General features: G+C 35.7%; 21 protein-coding genes. 5 read left to right on the plus strand and 16 right to left on the minus strand.

Annotation, left to right across the window (positions count from 1 at the left end):
• Positions 1 to 51: 51 nt before the first annotated feature.
• The 9 genes from D2K40_RS09055 to D2K40_RS09095 form a co-directional block, all read right to left on the minus strand.
• A complete protein-coding gene (locus D2K40_RS09055; protein WP_162879180.1) occupies positions 52 to 894 on the minus strand; it encodes a DUF4097 family beta strand repeat-containing protein in 843 nt (280 codons plus the stop codon).
• Positions 895 to 898: 4 nt separating this feature from the next.
• Complete coding sequence (locus D2K40_RS09060) at positions 899 to 1,456, minus strand: HAAS signaling domain-containing protein (RefSeq protein ID WP_117155185.1); 558 nt, start codon at positions 1,454 to 1,456, stop codon at positions 899 to 901.
• Positions 1,457 to 1,476: 20 nt separating this feature from the next.
• Positions 1,477 to 2,106: a response regulator gene (locus D2K40_RS09065; RefSeq protein WP_117155187.1), complete on the minus strand. Its 630-nt coding sequence runs from the start codon at positions 2,104 to 2,106 to the stop codon at positions 1,477 to 1,479.
• On the minus strand, positions 2,099 to 3,151 hold the full coding sequence (locus tag D2K40_RS09070) for a sensor histidine kinase (RefSeq protein WP_117155189.1): 1,053 nt from the start codon (positions 3,149 to 3,151) through the stop codon (positions 2,099 to 2,101). Before D2K40_RS09070 ends, D2K40_RS09065 begins: the two co-directional genes overlap by 8 nt.
• Positions 3,148 to 3,855, minus strand: a complete 708-nt coding sequence (gene liaF, locus D2K40_RS09075) for a cell wall-active antibiotics response protein LiaF (RefSeq protein ID WP_117155191.1) — start codon at positions 3,853 to 3,855, stop codon at positions 3,148 to 3,150. Before liaF ends, D2K40_RS09070 begins: the two co-directional genes overlap by 4 nt.
• Before the next feature lie 120 nt (positions 3,856 to 3,975).
• The gene (locus D2K40_RS09080; protein WP_117155193.1) at positions 3,976 to 4,605 is read right to left on the minus strand and encodes a PspA/IM30 family protein; all 630 of its coding nucleotides are present in this window, start codon (positions 4,603 to 4,605) and stop codon (positions 3,976 to 3,978) included.
• Positions 4,606 to 5,183: 578 nt separating this feature from the next.
• On the minus strand, positions 5,184 to 5,492 hold the full coding sequence (locus D2K40_RS09085; RefSeq protein ID WP_117155195.1) for a lmo0954 family membrane protein: 309 nt from the start codon (positions 5,490 to 5,492) through the stop codon (positions 5,184 to 5,186).
• Between the two features lie 139 nt (positions 5,493 to 5,631).
• Positions 5,632 to 6,219 carry a hypothetical protein gene (locus D2K40_RS09090; protein ID WP_117155197.1) on the minus strand — a complete coding sequence of 196 codons (588 nt, stop codon included), beginning with the start codon at positions 6,217 to 6,219 and terminating at the stop codon, positions 5,632 to 5,634.
• A gap of 413 nt (positions 6,220 to 6,632) precedes the next feature.
• The gene (locus D2K40_RS09095; protein WP_117155199.1) at positions 6,633 to 8,807 is read right to left on the minus strand and encodes a DNA topoisomerase III; all 2,175 of its coding nucleotides are present in this window, start codon (positions 8,805 to 8,807) and stop codon (positions 6,633 to 6,635) included.
• A 159-nt stretch (positions 8,808 to 8,966) separates the two neighbouring features.
• On the opposite strand from D2K40_RS09095, the gene D2K40_RS09100 reads away from it, so the two are divergent.
• Together D2K40_RS09100 and D2K40_RS09105 are read left to right on the plus strand one after the other, a co-directional pair.
• Positions 8,967 to 10,301 (plus strand): metallophosphoesterase, encoded by a 1,335-nt coding sequence (locus tag D2K40_RS09100; protein WP_162879181.1) that lies wholly within the window; start codon positions 8,967 to 8,969, stop codon positions 10,299 to 10,301.
• Positions 10,302 to 10,371: 70 nt separating this feature from the next.
• On the plus strand, positions 10,372 to 11,169 hold the full coding sequence (locus D2K40_RS09105; RefSeq protein ID WP_117155203.1) for a TIGR00266 family protein: 798 nt from the start codon (positions 10,372 to 10,374) through the stop codon (positions 11,167 to 11,169).
• A 56-nt stretch (positions 11,170 to 11,225) separates the two neighbouring features.
• Here D2K40_RS09105 and D2K40_RS09110 read toward each other — a convergent pair whose 3' ends face one another.
• From D2K40_RS09110 to D2K40_RS09120, 3 genes are all read right to left on the minus strand, one after another.
• The gene (locus tag D2K40_RS09110) at positions 11,226 to 11,825 is read right to left on the minus strand and encodes a nitroreductase family protein (RefSeq protein ID WP_117155205.1); all 600 of its coding nucleotides are present in this window, start codon (positions 11,823 to 11,825) and stop codon (positions 11,226 to 11,228) included.
• Positions 11,826 to 12,240: 415 nt separating this feature from the next.
• Complete coding sequence (locus D2K40_RS09115; RefSeq protein ID WP_117155207.1) at positions 12,241 to 13,503, minus strand: MFS transporter; 1,263 nt, start codon at positions 13,501 to 13,503, stop codon at positions 12,241 to 12,243.
• Between the two features lie 198 nt (positions 13,504 to 13,701).
• Positions 13,702 to 14,982 carry a helix-turn-helix domain-containing protein gene (locus D2K40_RS09120; protein ID WP_117155209.1) on the minus strand — a complete coding sequence of 427 codons (1,281 nt, stop codon included), beginning with the start codon at positions 14,980 to 14,982 and terminating at the stop codon, positions 13,702 to 13,704.
• A gap of 299 nt (positions 14,983 to 15,281) precedes the next feature.
• On the opposite strand from D2K40_RS09120, the gene D2K40_RS09125 reads away from it, so the two are divergent.
• The 3 genes from D2K40_RS09125 to D2K40_RS09135 all read left to right on the plus strand — a co-directional run bounded on the left by D2K40_RS09125 (position 15,282) and on the right by D2K40_RS09135 (position 19,664).
• Positions 15,282 to 16,904, plus strand: a complete 1,623-nt coding sequence (locus D2K40_RS09125; protein ID WP_117155211.1) for an ABC-F family ATP-binding cassette domain-containing protein — start codon at positions 15,282 to 15,284, stop codon at positions 16,902 to 16,904.
• A gap of 175 nt (positions 16,905 to 17,079) precedes the next feature.
• Entirely contained in the window at positions 17,080 to 18,426 is a 1,347-nt protein-coding gene (locus tag D2K40_RS09130) for an FAD-dependent oxidoreductase (RefSeq protein ID WP_117155213.1), read from the plus strand.
• A gap of 230 nt (positions 18,427 to 18,656) precedes the next feature.
• Positions 18,657 to 19,664 (plus strand): DUF3231 family protein, encoded by a 1,008-nt coding sequence (locus D2K40_RS09135; protein ID WP_117155215.1) that lies wholly within the window; start codon positions 18,657 to 18,659, stop codon positions 19,662 to 19,664.
• A gap of 293 nt (positions 19,665 to 19,957) precedes the next feature.
• On the opposite strand, the gene trpA is transcribed toward D2K40_RS09135, so the two are convergent.
• The 4 genes from trpA to trpC are packed head-to-tail and all read right to left on the minus strand — an operon-like array spanning position 19,958 to position 23,339.
• Positions 19,958 to 20,734 (minus strand): tryptophan synthase subunit alpha, encoded by a 777-nt coding sequence (trpA, locus tag D2K40_RS09140; protein ID WP_117155217.1) that lies wholly within the window; start codon positions 20,732 to 20,734, stop codon positions 19,958 to 19,960.
• Positions 20,715 to 21,932: a tryptophan synthase subunit beta gene (gene trpB, locus D2K40_RS09145; protein WP_117155219.1), complete on the minus strand. Its 1,218-nt coding sequence runs from the start codon at positions 21,930 to 21,932 to the stop codon at positions 20,715 to 20,717. Before trpB ends, trpA begins: the two co-directional genes overlap by 20 nt.
• A 5-nt stretch (positions 21,933 to 21,937) precedes the next feature.
• Positions 21,938 to 22,546, minus strand: coding sequence for a phosphoribosylanthranilate isomerase (locus D2K40_RS09150; RefSeq protein ID WP_117155221.1), 609 nt, complete (start codon positions 22,544 to 22,546; stop codon positions 21,938 to 21,940).
• A 13-nt stretch (positions 22,547 to 22,559) separates the two neighbouring features.
• Positions 22,560 to 23,339 (minus strand): indole-3-glycerol phosphate synthase TrpC, encoded by a 780-nt coding sequence (trpC, locus tag D2K40_RS09155; RefSeq protein ID WP_117155223.1) that lies wholly within the window; start codon positions 23,337 to 23,339, stop codon positions 22,560 to 22,562.
• Positions 23,340 to 23,341 lie beyond the last annotated feature (2 nt).

The following is a 23,341-nucleotide window of genomic DNA, read 5'->3' on the forward strand; positions in this document are numbered from 1 at the left end:
AATGGGAGGTGAGCCAATTTGCTCATCTCCCATTTTATATTTTAGGACAAATTAAGGTGTTCTTACAGTTATATCCCCAATATCACTATCTACCTCTAACAGAGGCTCAGCTGATCCTTTTTCCATATAAATTTCTTTTCCAGATCCATTATTGTAATCAAATCCAGTAAGTTTTACTTCACCGATATCGCTACTTAAATCAAGTGTATAATCAGTTGGTACTTCCGCAATTTGCACACTTACATCCCCGACATCAGACTGAACAGTAACTTGATTTTCTAATTTTTTTAATTGTAAATCCACTTCACCAACATCTACTTTTATATCCCAGCTTCCAACAGCTTTTAGTACAGTGACTTCTCCCACATTTGAAGTGACAGTAGCTGTTTCACTCGTGACATCTTGCAATAGAACTTCACCGACATCTGTCGTAACTATTACATCGGTAAATTCTCCTGAATTAACACTGACCTCTCCAACATTTGATTCTATTCCTAATTGCTCAAACCGTTTCTCAGGTAATTGGATGGTAAGCTGTAATGAACCATGATTATCAAAAGGTAGAAACGAAAACCACCTACGCTTCTCTCTTTCTAAATCAATCTCTAATTGATTGCTATTCTTTTGCACATCTAAATCAATATTTTCTTTCATCCTTTTACTGACATTACCTTTTAGGAATATACGTATATCCGAATCTTGACTTTCCTCTACTACAACCTCGGCAACGTCTACTTCAATATCTATTTGATTAATATCTTTTGAATTAAAAATTTGTTCTTCTGTTACATTTTCTTGTGCTCCAATTGTAAAGATACGATCACGGAAAGTAAATATCCCCATTAAACCAATTACTAAGGTTAAACATGCTACAAGTACTACTTTTTTCAACATACTTTTACCCCCTAATGATTCTAACATTCCATTTTATATAACTCTTCACTATTCGATAACATACTTTTGTGATAAATATCATCGCAACTCCAATAAGAACACCTACACTAGCCATTGTTAATACAACAAAAAACTCTGCCCATACTTCTGCTCCAGGTTGCACGAAAAGTGAAAAGAGCCAAGCAAATGGTGCTAGTGTAAAAGAAATAGCAACTGCCCAGAAACCAACTAGCACACCTAACAATCCAACGAACGGACCAAGCATAATAATTAAATTAAATAGAAGTAAGACAATAGCTAAAAATAAAGACCTTGCAAGATTTGATTTGTTTTCTGGACTTATTGAATTAGTAGCTGAGTGAACTGTTTGGCGCTCAGCCAATCTTTCTTGCGCAATCATACGCGGACTTCCTAATTCTAAAATTACATCTTGCTCTGACTTTCCATCGATTTCACCTATTTTAAAGTGATCCTCATAATCTTGTAGAATATCTTTTTTGTCAGCAACTGATAAACCACGCAAATGATATTCTAGCTCTCGCATAAACCCTCGTTTTTCCATGTTTTAACCACACCTTTCTGCTAGACAAGTTTGTGCTGATGCGCATAAATTGCCGCTTGTGTACGATCATGCACTTCCAACTTACTCAAAATGTTACTAACATGTACCTTGGTCGTTTTGAGTGCGATAAACAATTGATCCGCAATTTCTTGATTCGTTTTCCCTTCTGCAATTAACAATAAAATTTCATGTTCTCTTGTAGTTAAATCATCATGAAGGGTGGTCTCTTGTTTTCTTCGCATCCTTGTTAATACTTTATTCGTGACTTCAGCTTCAAATACCGATTCTCCATGATATGTTGCACGAATTGCCTTTGCGATTTCAGTTGCCTTTGAAGTCTTCAAGACATAACTCGTTGCTCCTGCCTCTAATGCTGGATAAACTTTATCATCATCAATGAAACTTGTAACCATTAAAACCTTTGCTTCCGGCCACATTTCAATGATCCTTCGAGTGGCTTCGATCCCGTCCATTTCATCCATCACAATATCCATTAGAATGACATCTGGACGTAATTCCAGTGCTAATTCCACTGCCTTTTTTCCGTTATCTGCTTCTGCAACAACCTCTATGTCTGCTTGGGTCGTTAGATAAGCACTAACACCAATACGCACCATTTCATGATCATCTACAAATAAAACTTTAATCATTAACATCACCCTCAACATCAATAATAGGTACACGGACTTCGATCCTTGTTCCTTTGTTTAGCACACTAACAATTCTTAACTTCGCACCAATTTCAGCGGCACGCTCTTCCATATTTACTAAACCATATGAACTAGATTTCTTTTCCTCTAGATTAAATCCAACCCCATCGTCCATGATCCGTAAGATTACAAAACCATCTCGTTCAACTAAAAGAATATCAACCGATTCCGCCTTCGCATGTCGTAATGTATTAGAAACAGACTCTTGCAAAATACGAAACAAGTGATCTTCTACACCTCTGCTTAAATCTACTTCCTGCACACTCCATGCCATATGCAGGGGGATCTTTTGATCTAATTCATGTAATAACTGATCCATCCCTTGTTTTAACGAATTATCCTTTAATGCGATCGGACGCAAGTGTAATAATAAAGCTCTCATTTCCAGTTGCGCTTGTTGTATCATAGTCTCGACTTGTTTTATTGGTTTTTTTATTTGATTTTCTTGTGCTACTGGCATTTCATTCATAGCTGAAACTAGCATAGAGGCAGCAAACAGTTCTTGACTAACTGAATCATGCAGTTCCCTTGCTAAACGATTTCTTTCTTGGGTGATTACTTCTTCTATCTTTTCCTGTTGATTCTCTACTCGCTCGCTTATTAGCTTTTGACTTCGCTTTGTTTGATCTTGGATACCAACCTGAATACGCTGGATTTTTTTCATTAAATAAAGAACATCATCCATTGGCCCCTCGTACGTAATCGTTGTATCTGGTGTTACTTGCTCTAGTTTTGTTAGTGCTCTTTCAACTGCTTCTAATTGTTTCTTCCAAAATAAACCTATGATCAAACCACTAATAATCCCAAATGGTAGACTAATAAGACATATAAAAATAATGAATGGAATTTGCCAAACCTTGTAATACCAAATATCAAGCCAGTTATCTAGCGGAAAACTAATTAAAAATACACTCAATAAAATAATGGTTAATACTAATGTGAGTGCAATTCCGACAAGGATTGATCTACTTAAGACTTTCCTCATCTACGTACCACCTCAATTTTCCCTGCAATCATGGAGGTGACGATCTTCACTTTTTGACTTGCCATTTGATAATCTGCTGTTTGAATATGAACAACACGATTCGTCATATTTTCATCACGGTGATCCAATATATCTACAGAACCCATCAATACAGAATGGTGAATATCCACTTCCACGTCAAATGGAATAATGATTTGAATGTTTCCTATTAGTTGTCTTACAATGATTAATGGTTCTCCTTTTGGCAATACAGTATAATTTAGATCAATTACAGTCTCACCAAAAGGGGATTGAATATTAATATCTTCCCATTGATAAGCATTTGCTTCTGTTTGTTGCCTTCCAAACCATCTGTTAGTAAACAAGACCTTTCGATTCGTTGTTTCTTTTTCAAGCGGAAATTGTGGTTGATGATACGTAGGTGTTTGCTTCGATTGATACCAATTTAGTAGTAGGAAAACGAGTGCGATAAATAAGATGAACTGAAAGGTTGTTGTATTTATTACAGTAATAATGAAACCAATTAATCCAATCCAAAAAAATGTTTTTCCTGCTGGGCGATAATAATATTGTCTTGCAAGGTAAATAACAGCTAACCAAACCACCATCCAGATAAAGGATTGCGTATGAATAAAAATTACTTCGAAGATAAAAAAGATTATTGTTCCTAATAATAGATAGTGGATACTTTTCATTTTTGACATATTCCTCACCTCTTCTTTACGTGTTATCTCTTGGTTGGGGTTTTTCAAAGACGCAGGGGGAAATCTTCCTACGCCTTCTACTAGACACTTTATTCTGTCCATTTCTAGAGTATCACGAACCTATTTGGAAGTAGAAGCCTTTTTTTCTAGATCAGCAAATCTAGCATCTAATGTGTGTAATCGTGCTTCAGTTGTTACTTGCTGCTCTAAGCGTTGAATATAATCTTCTACTTCCTGGAATTTAGATTCGCTCTTCGCTACTAATTCAGTATGAAGAACCTTATTCATCCCTTTATGAACACGCGCTACATTTTCTCTACCTTTTAATTCTAAACGTTTCACGTATAAGTCTTTTAATTTATGCTTCATTTCCACATATTTTGCTTCAATTTGTTCCAGTTGTTCATAATTTTGATTATTCATTTCGGTTAATTGTTCTACTCGCGCTTCATATTTCTGTTTTTCCTCTGTAGCTTCCTCAAGTAACTGTGCTTCATTCATTTCTTCGGCTAAATCTGCTTGGCGTGTTCTTTTTGCCAGCATCGTTTTTGCTTGTTGTAATTCACGGCTGTATTCTTGCTTAATTTTATATTGCTTTTCAATTAATACTTTTAATTTTTTGACCTCTTCTTCACAATTACGAATGTATTGATTTAAATGTGCCATAGGATGCTTTTGTTCTTTCTGATCTAATAATTGATGGAAGTCTGCAACAACTGTATCTTTTACTCTTGTAAAAATATTTGCCATGTGTATCGTCTCCTTTTAAATTTGAGTGTTTTATTTTAGCTGCGTAGTTGATATATGATTCGCAATAACTAGTAGCGTAAGTTACTATCTAACCCGCTACGTCACCAAAGGCTTTCCCTTTCCACGGGCACGGCCTTAGCTAACTTGGTAAAGAAAAGCACTTTACCAAGTGGATCTTCGGCTCGCGCTGTTCCCGTAGGAGTGTCAAGCCTTTGCTTCCTCCACTAGATAGTACATCTATATTTTTTTATTGATTACAATGTTTGCGGGTTCTAATCCTCGCATTATAAGTCTTTCTTAATTGTAGTGTACTGACTAGCGTATCAAATGAAATTGGTGACACTCCAGCAGGAACAGCAAATGTTTTCGATGGGGCGAGTAATCGCAGCCCTACGGACCGAAAATCCATTTTTAGAAGTGATCTTCTTCTAAAAATTAGTTGAGGTCGTGCCTGCGGAAAGGGAGCCAATTTCATTTGAGGAGCGGCAACTTACTACTGACTAAATGGTTTATGTTCTTAATGTGCATTTTATATATACTCTGTCACTAATAGCAATCTTTCAGAAAATAGTTATATATTAATCGATAACCCAGTTTTCTTCGTATGTGTCTTGCTTGGGTTGTTTCCACTTTTTATAGGTGTAATATAGCAGTGTAAAAGCTACAAGTCCTACAAACGCCGCTGTGTTTGATAAGGAAAGGGATATACCAATTAATGCAATAATTGCCCAGCCTATTTTTCCTCCGAATGAATCAGTTAAAATAAATCTTCGTACTGCGTAATAGGCAATGGCTATACTAATTGCTAGTAAAATTATTGGTCCCAAAGTGGCTAATAAAACAATACCTGTTATTGTCGCGATTACTACTAATAAAAATGTTTTCATGTTCCATTCCCTCCTTCCATGTATCTATCTTAACCTTTGCTGCTATTTCTCATAATGGACTGGGGCTATATTTTCGAGTAAGACTTGAGGCGTAATTGTAGGAGGTAACGTAACAAACAACAAAAAAACTTGGCTTAACTTAACCAAGTTTTACATTTGATCTATTCCATTTTTCTGCAATTGTTGTTTTAGAGCGGGATGAAAAATAAGGATAACTGCGTAAGTCACCTTGATAGATTAATTCTAATTCATGCCACTCTCTTAAGTCCTGTGGCTTAATTAAACAAGTAGGTTTTTCTATGTGATATGCACCGCATTCCTCTAGTAAGTCAGCAACAAATTGCGAACAAAAATAGGCATTATCTCTTTCCAATTCTTTATTTAACATGACTCCGAATAAACCTAATAAATTATAACGATATAAGTGCTTACTTGCTTCCATTACCATGATACGTTGTTGCAATAATTGATATTCTCGTTCAGATATTGTTAATCGGTATACCGCACACTTTGTGTTATTAAAAAAAGGTGTCTGTAAATTCTCTTTGATGAATCCAGCTATAAATGGATTACTAGGTCGTTTTCTTCCAAAGCTATATACATGATTTAACTGCCTATCTAATGCAATTGAAGCATGATTTAATGTTGTCTTCGTATATAGATTGATAGTTCTTGTTAACAATGTGCCAGTGTCCGAAAAAAGAAGATAAATCTTTCTTGTTTTCACTTGTTTTCCCCCTTAACAGCTAATAGAACTTTTAACTTATTACTAATCTATCAGCCAGCTTAACTGTTTTTTCCTATCACCAACATGGTACATAGGCATATTTATGTTTAAGTCTAGAGGCTTATTTCTTATGTTAGATATACAGATTATTATTAACAATAACATTTAAACTATATAATAGTAGGAACCTAATGGCAAGAAGATATTCTCTGTACAAATGAAAATCCTATTCCTTTGACGATGACTTAAAATGCAATTAGCTGAACCGGTGTAGTTCTTTTTGAAAGCTTTTGTACATTTAGTACGTTATTCATACTAAAATCCTACTATTCAAGGGCTTGGTGGACATTTAATACACTATTCTTTAGCAAAACCAGCATATCCTATAGAATATGCCGGCGTTATACATTATATTATTTTTTCCATTTAGCTAATGCTTCCGCTAATGCTGGATTTGTTAGTTCTTCTTTTTCTTGTTTTACATATTTATTTACATCACGTTTTGATGCTTTCTGCTGACTGTTTTTCTCTTTGCGTTTTTGGAAGGCAGAAAGTTTTTCGCGATGCCCACAGCTACACGTGAAGGTTTGTCCTTCTCCTTCACCGCGCATTTCCATTTTCTTATGGCAATTTGGACAACGGGCATTTGTTTTACGGGCAATATGCTTTTTCTCTCCACAGGAACGATCCTGACAAACAAGCATCCTACCATTCTTCCCATTTATCTCAAGCATCAACTTACCGCAATTCGGACATTTGGTTCCGGTTATATTGTCATGCTTGTAACTTTCTTTACTATTTTTAATTTCACGAACTACTGTTGTTGCATAACTTTTCATTTCTTTTATAAATGTATCTTTTGCCAAATCACCTTTGGCAATCTTCGTTAATTTCTGCTCCCATTCAGCTGTTAAAATTGGAGATTGTAAGTCTTCTGGTACGATCTCCAGTAATTGACGACCCTTTGACGTCGTATACAGCGTCTTTCCTTTGCTTTCAACATAGTTTGTCTTGAAAAGCTTCTCAATGATATCTGCTCTTGTTGCCACTGTGCCTAGTCCACCTGTTTGGTGAATCGTCTTAACCAGTTGTTTATCTTGTTGATCCATATACTTGACTGGATTCTCCATTGCTTCTAACAACGTACCCTCTGTGAAGCGTGACGGGGGTTTTGTTTGCCCTGTTGTAACACGAACGGTAGTGTCAGCCAACACTTCTCCTTTATTTAAAGAAGGTAATGTTTGTTCATCATCTGCTTCTCGATCATCTTGATAACGATTTTGATACACTTCTTTCCAGCCAAGGTCTTTAACTTTTTTACCTTTAGCTGTAAACCGTTCCTCTCCAATCGCGACTTCAACAGTTGTTTGTTCATAAATGTAAGGTTTTGATAAAACTGCCAAGAATCGTTTGACAACAAGATCATAAATTTTGCGTTCTTTATCCTCTAATTCTGACAGAATCACAGGCTGTTCTGTTGGGATAATAGCATGGTGGTCAGATACTTTTTTATCATCAACAAACGACTTATTTGCTTTGATTCCTTGTTTAGTAATCATGGCAGCTGTTTTTGCGTACTGATCGACTCCACAAGCTTGGACTCGGTCTTTTAGTGTCGGAACAATATCAGCTGATAGAAAACGCGAATCTGTACGTGGGTAAGTCAACACTTTATGCTGTTCATAGAGTTTTTGCATAATCGATAACGTCTGCTTACCTGAAAAACCAAACGCCTTATTCGCTTCTTGTTGCAAGCTGGTTAAATCATATAATGGTGGCGCAAAGCTCTTTTTTTCATTTTTAGTTATTGCTGTAATTGTCGCTTGTTTATTTTTTAACGTTGTTGCTAATTTTTCTGCTTTGTCTTTAGCGAAAATACGTGTTTCGTTTTGTTGATTTCGCCATGTTAATTTAAAACCTTGCTTTGTTTTTGCTTCAAGGCCATAAAAATCTTTTGGCTTAAAGTTTTTTATCTCCTCTTCACGTTTAGCAATCATCGCTAAAGTGGGCGTTTGAACACGACCACTTGATAATTGTGCATTAAATTTTGTTGTTAGTGCTCGAGTTGCATTCAAGCCAACATACCAATCCGCTTCAGATCGCGCCACAGCTGATTGATAGAGATTTTCATATTGCTTACCCGGTTTTAAGTTATTGAAGCCATCGCGAATTGCTTTATCTGTTACAGAAGAAATCCATAAACGCTTTACAGGCTTATTTATACGTGCTTTTTCCAAAATCCAACGCGCTACAAGTTCACCTTCACGACCAGCGTCAGTTGCGATCACTACAGATGAAACATCCTTGCGGTTTAGCTGTGCTTTAACCGTTTGAAATTGCTTACCGGTCTTTTTCATAACAACCAGCTTTAAGTTAGCTGGAAGCATTGGCAAGTCTTCAAGTTTCCATGTTTTAAATTTATCATCGTATGTTTCTGGATCTGCAAGGGTCACCAAATGCCCAAGCGCCCATGTCACAATATATTTTGAACCTTCAAAATAACCGTTTGCTTTTTTCGTGCAATTTAATACACGAGCTATATCACGGCCAACAGAAGGTTTTTCTGCTAATACAACTGTTTTACTCATCAAATTCAAATCCTTCCTATTCGGATACTCCTTCTACTTTATCACATTTGCGAACAGGATGGATAGGACATCTAATGATGGTGCAGATAACGAAATAAAAGTGTCAAACTGCTACTAATGGTTTATACTAATTGCATCTTTAACATTAGGTGGATTCCGATGAAATACTTTTTTCTAATTATTTTAGTAGCTTTTTTATCTGGTTGTAATGCTCTAGAGGACAACCCTAAGTTTATATTCAAGGAAATCGATGCAACTATTTCCGAAAATCAAGATATGACCTTTTTTGTCACAACAGATTGGCATTACTTATCGGAGAGCTTGACTGATAACGGTGAAGCATTTGAAGATTTTATCCAATCAGGTGATGGAAAACAACTGCAGGACATGGACACTATCATCGATGCTTTTTCTTATGAAGTAAGCAACGAACAACCTAGCGTTTTAATTATAAGTGGTGACTTAACAACTAATGGAGAAAGACAAAGTCATGTCGATATAGCTAATAAACTTAAGGCTATTGAAGATAACGGAACGACAGTATATGTCATACCTGGCAACCATGATATTAACAACCCATGGGCACGTAGATTTAAATCAACTCACCAATATAATGTTGAAACCATCAACGCTGAAGAATTCAGTGAGATTTATACTGATTTTGGTTATGATGAGGCGATTTCAGAAGATCCAACCTCTCTCAGTTATTTAGTAGCACCATCTAAAGACATCTGGTTATTAATGATAGATACAAATCAATATGATGAGAATTTAGATAAGGGATCACCTGAGATAAGTGGCGAACTATCCAGTCATACGCTTAAATGGATTGAAGCTTCCTTTTCATTAGCAGAGGAACAAGGGGCTACAATTATTCCGGTCATGCACCACAATTTAGCAACACATAATGTTGCACTAAATAATAACTACACCCTTAATAATAGTAATGAAATTAAAGCTTTATATAGTACTTATAATGTATCTCTTGTATTATCTGGACATATTCATGCGCAAAATATTCATGAAACGAAATCCATATATGATATTGCAACAAGTTCATTAGCTGTTTATCCACAACAATATGGTGTACTTGATTATGATGCTACTAATTCTACAATAGAATATAATACAAAAATAGTAGATGTCGCTAACTGGGCTACAAAAACAAACAGTAATAATCCAAACTTACAGCATTTTGATGACCACGCTAGAACATACTTTGGTGAGTTTGCTTATGATCTAGCTTATTCAAGATTAAAAAATAGCACTGTACTCTCTAAGGATGAAATCAACTATTTATCTAAGTCAATGGTTTTATTAAACCAACGTTTTTTTGCTGGAACGGAAGAATTAAATAAAGATGACCTTTTTCATGATAATCGATTTGAGCGGTGGTATGATGTCTCAGATAAGTTTTTAAAAAAATATGTAGAAAGCATCGTTGTGGATAAAAATACAGATGATAATTACATTAAACTGAACTTGAAGAAATAATAGTTAAAAGAAGGATATTTTAGGTTTTCTATCGTACTATTTAAAGATAACGATGGAAGGAGCGATACATTTGAACAATCATGAGATTGATTACAAGCTTTATGGGGATGATATGCAGTTTGTCGAGGTTGAACTAGATCCAGATGAAACGGTAATCGCTGAAGCAGGTAGCTTAATGATGATGGATGACAAAATCCGTATGGAAACCATTTTTGGTGATGGGTCTTCTAGTAGTGGCGGTGGATTAGTTGGTAAATTAATAGGTGCCGGAAAACGTGTAATAAGTGGAGAGAGCTTGTTTATGACCGCTTTTACCAATGAAGGAATTGATAAGAGACGGGTTTCTTTTGCTTCTCCTTATCCTGGTAAAATCATACCAATGGATTTAAGCGAAATTGATGGTAAATTAATTTGTCAAAAGGATGCATTTTTGGCTGCTGCAAAAGGGGTTTCAGTCGGAATAGAATTTCAGCGTCGAATTGGCACTGGCTTCTTTGGTGGAGAAGGTTTTATCATGCAAAAGCTAGAAGGCGATGGGATGGCATTTGTTCACGCTGGTGGAACGATGTATAAACGCGAACTCGGTGTTGGTGAGACATTACGTGTCGATACAGGGTGTCTTGTAGCCATGACTGGTGATGTTGATTATAACATTGAATTTGTTAGCGGTATTAAAACAGCGTTATTTGGTGGTGAAGGTTTGTTTTTCGCTACACTACGAGGACCTGGCACTGTATGGGTGCAGTCACTACCATTTAGCCGTCTAGCAAGTCGTGTTTTCTCTGCTGCTCCTAAAAATGGTGGTTCAAAGGGCGAAGGTAGTGTTGCAGGCGGGTTATTTGACCTTTTTGGTGGGGATCGGGATTAATTATAGTAAAAAAAAGCGAATTCTCCTTTTAAAGAGAGATTCGCTTCTTTTAGTTCTTATTTATAAATTTTAACACGTTCATCTAATGGTTGAAATTCTTTTTCTCCAGCTGGAGCAACTGGTTTACCGAATGGCATTTGAGCTCTTAACAGCCAGCTAGATGGAATATCCCATTTTTCTTTTACTTCATCATCAATTAGTGGATTATAGTGCTGTAAAGATGCACCTAATCCCTCTATGTCTAATGATGTCCATACGTTATATTGTAACATGCCTGAAGATTGGTCGGACCAGATTGGGAAGTTATCTTTATACAACTCCATTTGTTTTTGTAATCCTTCTACAACTTCTTGGTCTTCAAAAAACAACACTGTTCCATAACCACTTGCAAAGCTGTCAACTCTTTCTTCCGTAGCTGCAAAGTTTTCGGCTGGAACAATTTTACGTAAGGTTTCTTTTGTAATATCCCATAGCGCTTGATGTTGCTCACCAAATAATACGACCACACGTCCACTCTGAGAGTTAAAAGCATATGGTGTATGTTTCACAGCATATTTCACTACTTCTTCAATTCGTTCTTGTGAGACAATTTCTTCGTTACTAATGCCATAAATCGTGCGTCTATCTTTAATGGCTGTGTAAAAATCCTTTGACATCTTACATCCCTCCAATTTTTATGTAGGTATGGATTGCTTTTGTATTTTTCCGCAATCTTATCCTGCACAAAAATCAGTATAATAATCCATTAAAGTGTAAGTCAATTAATTAGCTCGAAACTGAGATTTTTTATTTTAGTGATTTAATTATCTTCATTCGTAGTTGAGATAAACTCCGCAATAGATACTTACCCGCTCCTCAAATGAAATTGGCTCCCTTTCCGCAGGCACGGCTTCAGCTAAATTAGTAAAGCGCTATTTGCTTTACTAATTTAGCTGAGGCCGTGGGGCTGCGATTACTCGCCCCATCATAAAGCCCTGCCCGTGGAAAGGGAAAGCCTTTGCTGACGTAGCGAGTGAGTCTAAGATTTTAATGCGGAGTCTATAGATTTTCTGAACTAACTAATAACAACGCCTAGCTTTTAAGTAGTGCTTTGGATGGTTTTTTGGCTAACATAGCAAAAATTGCTCCTAATAAAGGAAAGATAATTGTTAATAAAAGGACTGGTGTGTAACTTTGGAATAGATCAAATCCAAGTCCAAATGGTAATGGACCGAATGCAGAACCTAAAACAATCATTGTAGTACCTACTCCATTTATACTTCCTATATATCTACGCCCAAAATAGTTAGGCCAGATAATCTTCAATCCGATTCGCTCCATACCATTTGCAAAACCCCACAACACCCCAAATATAAGTGCGATTGCTATGTTTGTCATAACAAGCAGCAATAGTAATAAAATGATTTCAATCAAAAATATTGCTACAAGTAAATAATTTGTTGGAAATTTATCTGTCAAATAACCAGACAGAAATGACATTGGTATACCAGCAACTGCCATTAAACTAAGTACTGTTGCAGCTAATTCTGTTGATAATTCCTGATTTGTAAAAATTGAAAAAATATGAAAAGTGATTCCCGTATTAACCATTGCAGGAATACCAACACATATTAAGATTAACCAGAATGTTCTTGTTTTTGCTGCCTCTTGCAATGTCCAATCCACTTCCGCAGGGTCAGCTGCTGCAGCACCTAAGATCGGCTCTTTTTTTTCTGCGTCTATTTTGCCATCCGGAACTAAACCAATATCTTCAGGCTTATTCCGAACACCAAATAAGGCAAACGGAACAAAGATAACAAGTAATGCAACACCCCAAAACTGCCATGCAAAACGCCAGTCCCATGTTTGAATCAGCCATGTATTTATAATAGGAAATAGTGCAGCACTCATAAAACTTCCTAGTGTCATGATGCTAAATGCAAAACCGCGTTTTTTAATAAACCATTGCGCGACGAGGGTATTAGGAATTAATGACATACTCCCTTGACCTAACAAACGAATTAAGAAAAATCCAATTGCAAGCATCCAAATGCTTGATACCATACTGCTATAAAAACAAGCAAAAGCAAACAGTGTTCCAACAATGACCATCATAATTCGCTGTCCAAATCGATCAATGAAGCGACCGACTAACATCATTATTAACCCAGCCATTAAAGTAGCTCCAGAATAAATACCAGATACTTGAGATCTACTCCAGCCAAAGTCATTAATATATTGATCAATAAATGCTGAATTGGAATATGTCTGCCCTGGACCTGAGAAAAAAATTCCTAAACCAGCAATAAAGACAATAACCCAACCATAGTAAATATTCTTAAAAGCTTTTTTCATAATTGCACCCCTAATTTTTAATGAGAATAGAAAGAAAGTTTGTGAGGAGGTAGAGAGGAGAATAACCATACATAATACATAAAAAACATGTTAACATCTTTTAAAAAAGAATAAAAGAGAACAACCACGTATTTTATGACTTACATTTCCATATAGAAAAGACCTCTATTTACTAGCAAAAGTAAATAGAGGCTACTTTCATTTATTATCTTTCATTCTAATTTGATCAATTGATTGATAGGCTTCCTGATAATAATCTGCTGCCAATTTATATTTCCGCATTTGATAATAATAGTCGGCTGTTATTCTTAAATAGGTAGCATACTCCATCCGCATTTGTTTCTCTTTTAAAAAAGGAAGTACCTCTTTCTGCATTAACACTTCAAAAGAATTAGAGAAGCCAAAAATCAGATATTGATAGACTTTAAATTCATATACAACAAAACAATTTTTTGGCTTCGTTTTCTTTATAATTGCCTTTACTTTCTCATACCAAATTTCGGCTTGAATTAAATCATCTTGATCAACGTATTCTTTCATTAAATTTACCGCAATAGTTAATTCTTCTTTTGATAAAGTATTTTTCACCCACTGATAACTGCGATGAAAGTAATTTAAAGCATTTGTTGGTTGTTGATTTTTCTTATAAACTTTTCCTAAAAGTCGATTGCACTCAGCTAACAACTGGTGATCTTGTTGTTCACTTGCTATTGTCATTGCTAGTTTTAGACTTCTTAACGCATCATCTGTTTCGTACATTCGTTTATTCGCAATACCAATTAACATATGACATTCTGCACAGCGTTTCAGTTGATACACACTCCGATAATAATCGAGCGCCTTATTCGCATATACCATCGCATGAAATGTGAAATACAAGTCTGAAGAAACTTTTGCTGTGTGATAATATAAATCATGTAATTCTTGTTGATAATTTTCCATATCTGCCTGGATACTTTTCTCTGCTTGTTTAAAACTTTTAAACGCTCGGTAGTAAGCGGAATTACTTGCATGAAAACACCCTGAAAATTTATACCAATAGTATAAATCAACATCTTTAAATAGATGCTTATTTTGTTCTAAGCATTGATGTTTATTTCTAGCCTTTTGATCTTGGTTAGTTAACAGATAATATCGTAATGTATGTAATTCAACTAACCAGTATAAATCTGCATCAATAATTTTTTCGAATTCATCATTTATTTTTTGGAAAGTTTCATGTGCCGTTGAAAGTTTTCCATATAACAGTTCTGTAAACCACTGCTGTGTTAATACTGGAATCTGTTCATCTTCAAGACGTGTAGGTTCGATCTGTAATTTATCACACAATTGCTTAATTGCTTCACTGTTTGGTTCAGCGGTGTTATGTTCAATCTTTGACAAGTAAGAAACAGATACAACACCATTAGCTAACTCTTCTTGTGTCATATTTGCTTTTGTTCGATAGTATTTAATCTTTTTGCCAATTCCCGTTGTCATGATAGTAACTCCTCCAAATATTATGCTTAAGTTCTAATATCTAAACGTATGATATTTCATTTTCGTTCCAATTTTTCTTATATTTTTTAAAAAACCACATCAAACTATCTAAATATAATTACAATTTTACTATAAACAGGAAAGTTGTTGAACTTTTTCAACTAAAAATAGTTAAAAAATAAAATATTCTTATTTAATTAGCATTAAATTGTCTTTTCTCTACCTGTAGAATTGACTTACAGGTCTAAATCGCTTAAGCTAGGCTTTGATTATGTTTTTTCTGGAGGAATAATAAATATATGTTACAGGCCACGAATGTAAGTTTACGTTTTGGAGATAAAAAGTTGTTTGAAGATGTTAATATCAAGTTCACACCAGGTAATTGCTACGGGCTAATTGGTGCAAATGGAGCTGGGAAATCTACTTTTCTAAAAGTTCTTTCTGGCGACGTGGAAGCACAATCTGGACATGTATCACTCGGTAAAGATGAACGTTTAGCTGTATTAAAGCAAGATCACTTTGCTTATGAAGAACAAGAAGTATTGCAGACAGTGGTTATGGGACACACACGTCTATATGAAGTAATGCAAGAAAAAGACGCTATTTATATGAAGAGTGATTTCTCTGAAGAAGATGGCATGCGTGCTGCTGAATTAGAAGGTGAGTTTGCTGAATTAAACGGTTGGGAAGCTGAATCAGATGCTGCCGTTTTACTAAAGGGTCTTGGGGTCAGTGAAACACTTCATGACAAAAAGATGGCAGAGCTTAGTGGTTCTGATAAAGTCAAGGTATTATTAGCACAGGCACTATTTGGTTCACCTGACATCCTATTATTAGATGAGCCTACCAACCACTTGGATATCTTAGCGATTCAATGGTTAGAAGAATTTTTAATTAACTTTGAGAATACGGTTATTGTTGTATCACACGACCGTCACTTTTTAAATAAAGTATGTACACATATTGCTGATGTTGATTATGGTAAAATTCAGTTATATGTTGGTAACTATGATTTTTGGTATGAGTCAAGTCAGTTAGCCTTGCAAATGGCTCAAGATGCAAATAAGAAAAAAGAAGAAAAAATTAAAGAGTTACAAAACTTTGTCGCACGATTTAGTGCCAATGCATCAAAATCTAAACAAGCTACTTCACGTAAAAAAATGCTAGATAACATTACATTGGACGATATCAAACCGTCATCTCGTAAATATCCTTATGTGGCTTTTACACCTGATCGCGAAATCGGTAATGACCTATTACGCGTAGAAGGAATTTCGAAAACAATTGATGGTAAAAAGGTGTTAGACAATGTTAGCTTCATATTAAAACCTAATGATAAGGTTGCTTTTGTTGGAAGAGATGAGTTGGCAAAAACAGTTCTTTTCCAAATCATCATGGGTGAAATGGAACCTGATGAAGGAACTTACAGTTGGGGTGTAACAACTTCCCAATCATATTTCCCGAAAGATAATAGTGAATTCTTTGAAGGCAATAAAATGACTCTTGTTGACTGGTTACGCCAGTACGCTCCACCTGAAGACCAAACAGAGACATTCTTACGTGGGTTCTTAGGACGGATGTTGTTCTCTGGTGAAGAAGCACTAAAAACAGCTGATGTGTTATCTGGTGGGGAAAAAGTTCGTTGTATGTTATCTAAAATGATGCTTGCCCATGCAAATGTACTTGTTTTAGATGAACCAACTAACCACTTAGACTTAGAATCAATTACATCATTAAACAATGGTTTAATTAAATTCAAAGGTTCTATACTATTTACATCTCATGACCAACAGTTTATCAATAGTATTGCTAATCGATTAATTGAAATCACACCAAAGGGTATTATTGATAAAGAAATGAGTTATGACGAGTACGTTCTCGATAAGAAATTACAAAAACAAATTGACCAAATGTATGCTTAAAAGATTGAAAAGTTCTACTCTAGCGGGTAGAACTTTTTATTTTTAATATTTTTGTGAAAATTTGAGCATAACTATTGTGAATTTATTAACATAATAATATAATAAGTTTATAAACATTTTATGCATATTTTAAAACCTAATGTGAAATAATGAACTTAAATGGAGGATGATAACAATGAAAGTAGCCGTTATCGGTTGTACACATGCTGGAACAGCAGCAATTACAAATATTATATCTTTATATCCAGAAGCAGAAATAGAGGTTTTCGAAAAGAATGATAATGTCTCATTCTTATCTTGTGGTATTGCCTTATATGTTGGTGGAGTTGTCGATGATCCAAATGGACTATTCTATGCATCAGTTGAACAATTCAACAAAAATGGTGTGCAAATGCACATGGAACATGAAGTAACCAGTTGCGATGTGCAAGAGAAAAAACTAGAAGCAAAAAATTTAAAAACTGGAGAAAGCTCAAACCATACATTTGATAAATTAATTATTACTACTGGTTCTTGGCCATTTACCCCTCCAATTCCTGGATCAGACTTGAATAATGTTGTGCTTTGCAAAAACTTTGATCATGCTAAGGAGATTATTCGTCGTTCTGAATCAGCAAAAAATGTTGTTGTTGTTGGAGCAGGTTATATTGGCGTTGAATTGGTTGAAGCATTTGAAGAAAATGGGAAAAATGTAACATTAATTGATAGTGAAGATCGAATCTTAAACCGCTATTTGGATGAGAAATTTACCAGTCCTGTAGAGGAGACTTTTGAAGAAAAAGGAATTAACTTAGCTTTAAGTCAAACTGTTTCTGCTTTTGAAGGGAAAGAAACTGTAGAGAAAGTTATTACAGATAAAGGAGAATATGAAGCTGATTTAGTCGTGATGTGTATTGGCTTTCGCCCAAATTCTGATATAGTTAAGGGCCAAGTGAATACGCTAGAAAGTGGTGCAATTATTGTTGATTCCTTTATGCAAACAAGTGTGAAAGATATTTATGCAGCTGGCGACTGTTGTGCCGTATTCTATAACCCAACAAAAGAACCTGCATATATTCCATTAGCAACCAACGCAGTTCGAATGGGGACAATTGTTGCGCATAATTTAGTTAATGCAACTCTACCTTATCCTGGCACACAAGGAACATCTGGTTTGAAAATATACAATCATAATATTGCTTCAACAGGTTTAACAGAATCTGCAGCTGAAGCGGCTGGTTTATCGGTTCGTAGTGCTTATATTGAAGACACTTATCGTCCAGAGTTTATGCCAGAAAATGCCTTAATTAAAATAAAACTTGTATATGTACCTGATAATGGTCGAATTGTTGGTGCACAGATTATCTCAGATGCTGACTTTACGCAAGCTGTTAATACGTTAAGTGTTGCAATTGCAAATGATATGACGATTCAACAGTTAGCTTTAACTGACTTCTTCTTCCAACCGCATTACAATAAGCCAGTTAACTTTTTAAATGAAGTAGCATTAGAAGCAATGGCAAAAGAAAACAAAGCTAAATAGTAGCCTGTTGATCATAATAAAGCACTCTTCCTTTTATTTAGAAGAGTGCTTTATTTATTTGTAACAGTTCATTTTTGTAGTTTTTCAAAAATACTACTTATAAAGATTTAAAATGTGCAATGAATTCTACACCCATTCCTCAAAATAAATTGAAATATTATAAAAAATAATTATGAATAAATATGCCATCTTATACTAACCCTAAAAAAGAAACTTTAGGAGGAGATTATATGCCAGAAAGATCAGCAATTACGTCATCTGAATTAGGTGTATTATGGCTTACATATCAGGAAGATACAATGATTTTACGTATTTTAGAATATTTTATAGAAAAAGCCGATGATGAAAAAGCCAAGGAAATTATGAATAATTTATATGGAGAGATTGACAGTTACGTTGGTATCATCAAAGAAACCTTAGAAAATGAAGGAGCTGTAATACCAATTGGGTTCACCACTCAAGATGTTAAAAAAGAGGTACCAAAATTATATGATAATGGTTTTGACATCATGTTTGTTCGCCTATTAAAACAAATTAGTATGGGGCTTCACTCATTAAATATCACAATGACTTATCGAGAAGATATTGTACTTATTATTAAAGAATTAACTACCATTGCTCAGAAGTATTATAACCTTTGTACACAATATTTACTTAAAAAGGGATTGCTTGTTAAATCCCCTCATGTTTCAATGCCTACATCAGTTGAATTTGTTAAAGATAAGCATTATTTGAGCGGACTCTCCGCTAATCCATTTAGCGAAAAACGATCTTTAAACACTGTGGAAGTTGCACAAATTCATCATTCAATTGAATCAAATATTACTGGGCTTCAAATGATTATAGGTTTTGCTCAATGTGCAAATACTGAGGATGTTAAGAACTACTTTAATGAGGGTGCTGAACTTGCTAAAAGTATGGTAAAAGAATTGAGTGAAATCTTTCTTCAAAGCGGTTTACAAGCTCCTCAAACAGCCGGGGGGAATGCAACCCGTTCAACATTAGCACCCTTTTCTGATAAATTGATGCTGTATTGCACTAGTCTTTTTTGCAGTTTTTCTATGGGAAGCGGCTCATTAGGTACTGCTTTTAGTTTACGAAATGATTTACCAGCTAAAATTACTATTTTTATGAAAGATATATTTGAATATGCTCATAAAGGGGCAAAAATAATGATTAAAAATGGTTGGATGGAAGAACCACCTCAAATGGAAGAACGGAACCAAATGTTGAAGTGAGTGAGACAAGGTGGAATGATTATAGAATTCCCAAAAAAACTGACTTAAAATTTTTTCTATTCTTCAACTATCTGATTAGTTGAACAAGGCTTTAAACATCAAATATTTATTATGGCTTAGTTCTTATCGAATAGGATATTTTCTCGCGAACAAAAAGCGCTGCAAACACAGCGCTTTTCCACATACATATCAACTTAAAATTCAGTGTGTAAAATAAAGTGTTGTGATAGATAACGAAATCCCTTATGGAAACAGACTCTTTTTATCCTACGTTTTGTGAAGATATCATTTTATCATAGCACAGCTGATTGAATTAATTCTCGGATTGTTTCGTGATCTCCTTGATGTAATAAATCAACAATTCGACTTCCGACTACAACGCCATCGCAATTTGCTGTCAATTCTTTTACATGTTCTGGTGTTGATACACCGAACCCTGCTAAAACAGGTACATTACTGATTTCTTTCAAAGAAGCTAAATGGGCTGCAAGGTTTTCTTTAAACTGTGTACGTGCACCAGTGGTTCCAGTTACCGTAACAGCATATAAAAAACCTTCTGTCCGTTTTGCGATTTCCGCTAATCTCTCTTTGGGACTTGTTAAGGCTGCTAATCTGATCAGCGCAATACTATTAGCCGAAAGTTCTGGAACAACTATCCCTTCCTCTTCTAACGGTAGGTCTGGGATAATCAACCCATCCACACCTGCTTCGTCACAAGCTTTTGCAAACGCACCAACACCATAAGCAAAAATCGGATTAATGTAAGTCATTAACACAATCGGAATATTTCGCGATTGTTTTGTGTCAGCAAGTTTATTTAATACATCACGAAGGGAGACTCCACTTGCCAATGCACGTATTCCCGCTTCTTGAATTGTCGGACCGTCTGCTACTGGGTCGGAAAACGGAATTCCTAACTCAACTACAGTTGCACCACTCTCTTCAAGAAAAGCTAACTGTTGGTTAAGCTTATCTAACCCACCATCCCCTGCCATAATATACGGGACAAATGCTTTATTACCCTTTTCTAAAACACGCGCAAATGCTTGATCAATTTTTTGCTTTGGCATCAGCTTCACCTCCTAATGATTCTCTTATTGTCTCAACATCCTTATCACCACGACCTGATAAACAAATTACAATCGTTTCATTTTCATTCATCTCTTGCGCTAGTTTTGTTGTATATGCAATTGCATGCGCACTTTCTAAAGCAGGAATAATCCCTTCAGTTTTTGATAATAGTTTCAAACCTTCAAGTGCCTCATCATCTGTAATGGATTGATAGCTTACTCTACCTATTTCTTTAAAATGACTATGTTCTGGTCCTACCCCTGGATAATCCAAGCCTGCAGAAATGGAGTGTGCTTCTTGGATTTGTCCATTGTCGTCCTGTAACAGGTATGTCATCGTTCCATGTAGAATCCCTGCATATCCGTCTGTTAGTGTTGCGGCGTGTTTCCCTGTCTCTAAACCTGCCCCACCTGCTTCAACACCAAAAAGTTTCACATCCTGATCATTTACAAATGGATAAAACATACCCATTGCATTACTTCCACCACCGATACAAGCTACTACTGCATCCGGAAGTTTTCCTTCAACTTCTTGGATCTGTCTCCTTGTTTCTTCTCCAATTACACTCTGAAAGTCACGAACAATTTGTGGAAAAGGATGCGGTCCAACAACAGATCCAATGATATAATGTGTATCTTCTACATTACTCACCCAATAGCGTAACGCTTCATTAACTGCATCTTTTAACGTGCCGCTCCCTTGATCAACACTTTCAACACGTGCACCAAGCAATTCCATCCGAAACACATTTAATTTTTGCCTGCGAATATCTTCTTTTCCCATAAAAATAATACATTCCAAACCTAGCAAAGCACAAACTGTTGCTGTTGCGACACCATGCTGTCCTGCTCCTGTTTCAGCAACTACTTTTTTCTTACCCATTCGTACTGTCAGTAATGCTTGACCAATCGCATTATTAATCTTATGGGCACCAGTATGGTTCAAGTCTTCACGCTTTAAATATATTTTCGGACCACCTATATGTTTGGTAAGGCGTTCGGCATAATACAAAGGCGTTTCTCTACCAATATATTGCTGAAAATAGTACTGCATATCCTTGATAAAATCCGGATCTTTAATTGCTGCTTTATAGGCGTTTTCTAGTTCAATCACGGCTGGCATTAAGGTTTCTGGAATAAATCTACCACCAAAAGACCCATAATGTCCTGTTTCATTTGGTTGATTATATTGTGTCACGTTTTTCACCTTTCCTTTTTAACCTCATGAATAAAGGCTCTAATTTTTTCTTTATCCTTCACTCCATCTGTTTCCACTCCACTAGAGACATCTACACCTGCTGGATTCACTTCACTGATTGCCTCTCTTACATTACCCGCATGTAATCCACCTGCTACTAAAATTTTTCCTGTAAGATAAGGTAGATCTTTTGCCAATGACCAGTTAAATACTTCTCCATTACCACCACGGTATTTACCGGCAGGACTGTCTAGCAAAAAGTAATCACATTGATAATTTACTAGTTTCATAAGATCTCCACGTTCATGAATATGAAAAGCCTTTATGACTGGATAACCAACTTTCTGACAAAAACCTGGCGACTCTTCACCATGTAGTTGAATATAATCTAAGCCAACTATACTAGCGATTTCTTGAATGGTCCCAAGTTCCTCATCTACAAAAACACCAACCTTTTTCACATTTGGCGGGAGCTTTTCACTAATTTCTTTCGCTTGTTCTTTGGTTACTCGGCGCTTACTCTCAGCAAAAACAAATCCAATAAAATCGGCCCCAGCGAAGGCGGCTTCTCTTCCTGCTTCTACTGTTGTAATTCCACAAATCTTTGTTAACATTAGCTTCACTCCTTCACAACTGGATTCGCAACTCTGCAAATGTTTTTTCTAGATGTCTGGAGCGCATCATTGTCTCACCGACTAAAATCCCACGTACTCCCACTTGTTTTATTCGTTCAACATCAGCTGTTGTTTTAATACCACTCTCACTAATAACTAGTGTTTTTTCTGTATCTATTAAAGCTGCTAATTTTTCTGTTGTAGCAAGATCAACTTCAAATGTCTTTAAGTCTCGGTTATTTATTCCGATGATAGTAGCACCAATTTCCTTTGCTACCTTTAGTTCAGCTTCGTTATGCACTTCAAACAGCACCTCTAAATCTTGCTCTCTTGCATATGTGAATAGTTGCTGTAACCGATGCTTTGGTAGTGCAGCTGCGATTAACAGAATTACGTTTGCTCCATAATCTTTTGCGCGATTAATTTGAATCTCATCAATGATAAAGTCTTTGTTTAGAACAGGTAAATCAACTGCTTCACGGACGGCAGAAAGGTCATCCATGGTTCCTTTAAAAAATGGATAATCAGTTAAAACAGAAATGGCACCTGCACCATGTTCTTGATACTGTTTTCCTTGTTCTGGTGGGTTGACATCTGGATTGATCATCCCCTTAGAAGGTGATGCCCTCTTAATCTCTGCAATAATATTAATGTATTGTGACTGCATAAACATTTCGTATAATGACTGTACATGCCGTTTTTGTTTCAAGTTACCTTTTGTCTTATATGTTTGCTTTAATATAACAACTTCTCTTTCTTTTTCTTGTATGATTTCTTCTAAAATTGTCGACATCT

Source organism: Paraliobacillus quinghaiensis, from assembly GCF_003426025.1.
Taxonomy (GTDB): domain Bacteria; phylum Bacillota; class Bacilli; order Bacillales; family Amphibacillaceae; genus Paraliobacillus_A; species Paraliobacillus_A quinghaiensis.

Excerpts from the sequence above, each read along its gene's own strand:
- D2K40_RS09095 (WP_117155199.1), bottom strand. The coding sequence starts at position 8,807 with ATGAGTAAAACAGTTGTATTAGCAGAAAAACCTTCTGTTGGCCGTGAT.
- D2K40_RS09065 (WP_117155187.1), bottom strand. The coding sequence starts at position 2,106 with ATGATTAAAGTTTTATTTGTAGATGATCATGAAATGGTGCGTATTGGT.
- D2K40_RS09115 (WP_117155207.1), bottom strand. The coding sequence starts at position 13,503 with ATGAAAAAAGCTTTTAAGAATATTTACTATGGTTGGGTTATTGTCTTT.
- liaF (WP_117155191.1), bottom strand. The coding sequence starts at position 3,855 with ATGTCAAAAATGAAAAGTATCCACTATCTATTATTAGGAACAATAATC.
- D2K40_RS09125 (WP_117155211.1), top strand. The coding sequence starts at position 15,282 with ATGTTACAGGCCACGAATGTAAGTTTACGTTTTGGAGATAAAAAGTTG.
- D2K40_RS09130 (WP_117155213.1), top strand. The coding sequence starts at position 17,080 with ATGAAAGTAGCCGTTATCGGTTGTACACATGCTGGAACAGCAGCAATT.
- D2K40_RS09085 (WP_117155195.1), bottom strand. The coding sequence starts at position 5,492 with ATGAAAACATTTTTATTAGTAGTAATCGCGACAATAACAGGTATTGTT.
- D2K40_RS09055 (WP_162879180.1), bottom strand. The coding sequence starts at position 894 with ATGTTGAAAAAAGTAGTACTTGTAGCATGTTTAACCTTAGTAATTGGT.
- D2K40_RS09100 (WP_162879181.1), top strand. The coding sequence starts at position 8,967 with ATGAAATACTTTTTTCTAATTATTTTAGTAGCTTTTTTATCTGGTTGT.
- D2K40_RS09110 (WP_117155205.1), bottom strand. The coding sequence starts at position 11,825 with ATGTCAAAGGATTTTTACACAGCCATTAAAGATAGACGCACGATTTAT.
- D2K40_RS09150 (WP_117155221.1), bottom strand. The coding sequence starts at position 22,546 with ATGTTAACAAAGATTTGTGGAATTACAACAGTAGAAGCAGGAAGAGAA.
- trpC (WP_117155223.1), bottom strand. The coding sequence starts at position 23,339 with ATGTCGACAATTTTAGAAGAAATCATACAAGAAAAAGAAAGAGAAGTT.
- D2K40_RS09070 (WP_117155189.1), bottom strand. The coding sequence starts at position 3,151 with ATGAGGAAAGTCTTAAGTAGATCAATCCTTGTCGGAATTGCACTCACA.
- D2K40_RS09060 (WP_117155185.1), bottom strand. The coding sequence starts at position 1,456 with ATGGAAAAACGAGGGTTTATGCGAGAGCTAGAATATCATTTGCGTGGT.
- D2K40_RS09120 (WP_117155209.1), bottom strand. The coding sequence starts at position 14,982 with ATGACAACGGGAATTGGCAAAAAGATTAAATACTATCGAACAAAAGCA.
- trpA (WP_117155217.1), bottom strand. The coding sequence starts at position 20,734 with ATGCCAAAGCAAAAAATTGATCAAGCATTTGCGCGTGTTTTAGAAAAG.
- D2K40_RS09080 (WP_117155193.1), bottom strand. The coding sequence starts at position 4,605 with ATGGCAAATATTTTTACAAGAGTAAAAGATACAGTTGTTGCAGACTTC.
- D2K40_RS09135 (WP_117155215.1), top strand. The coding sequence starts at position 18,657 with ATGCCAGAAAGATCAGCAATTACGTCATCTGAATTAGGTGTATTATGG.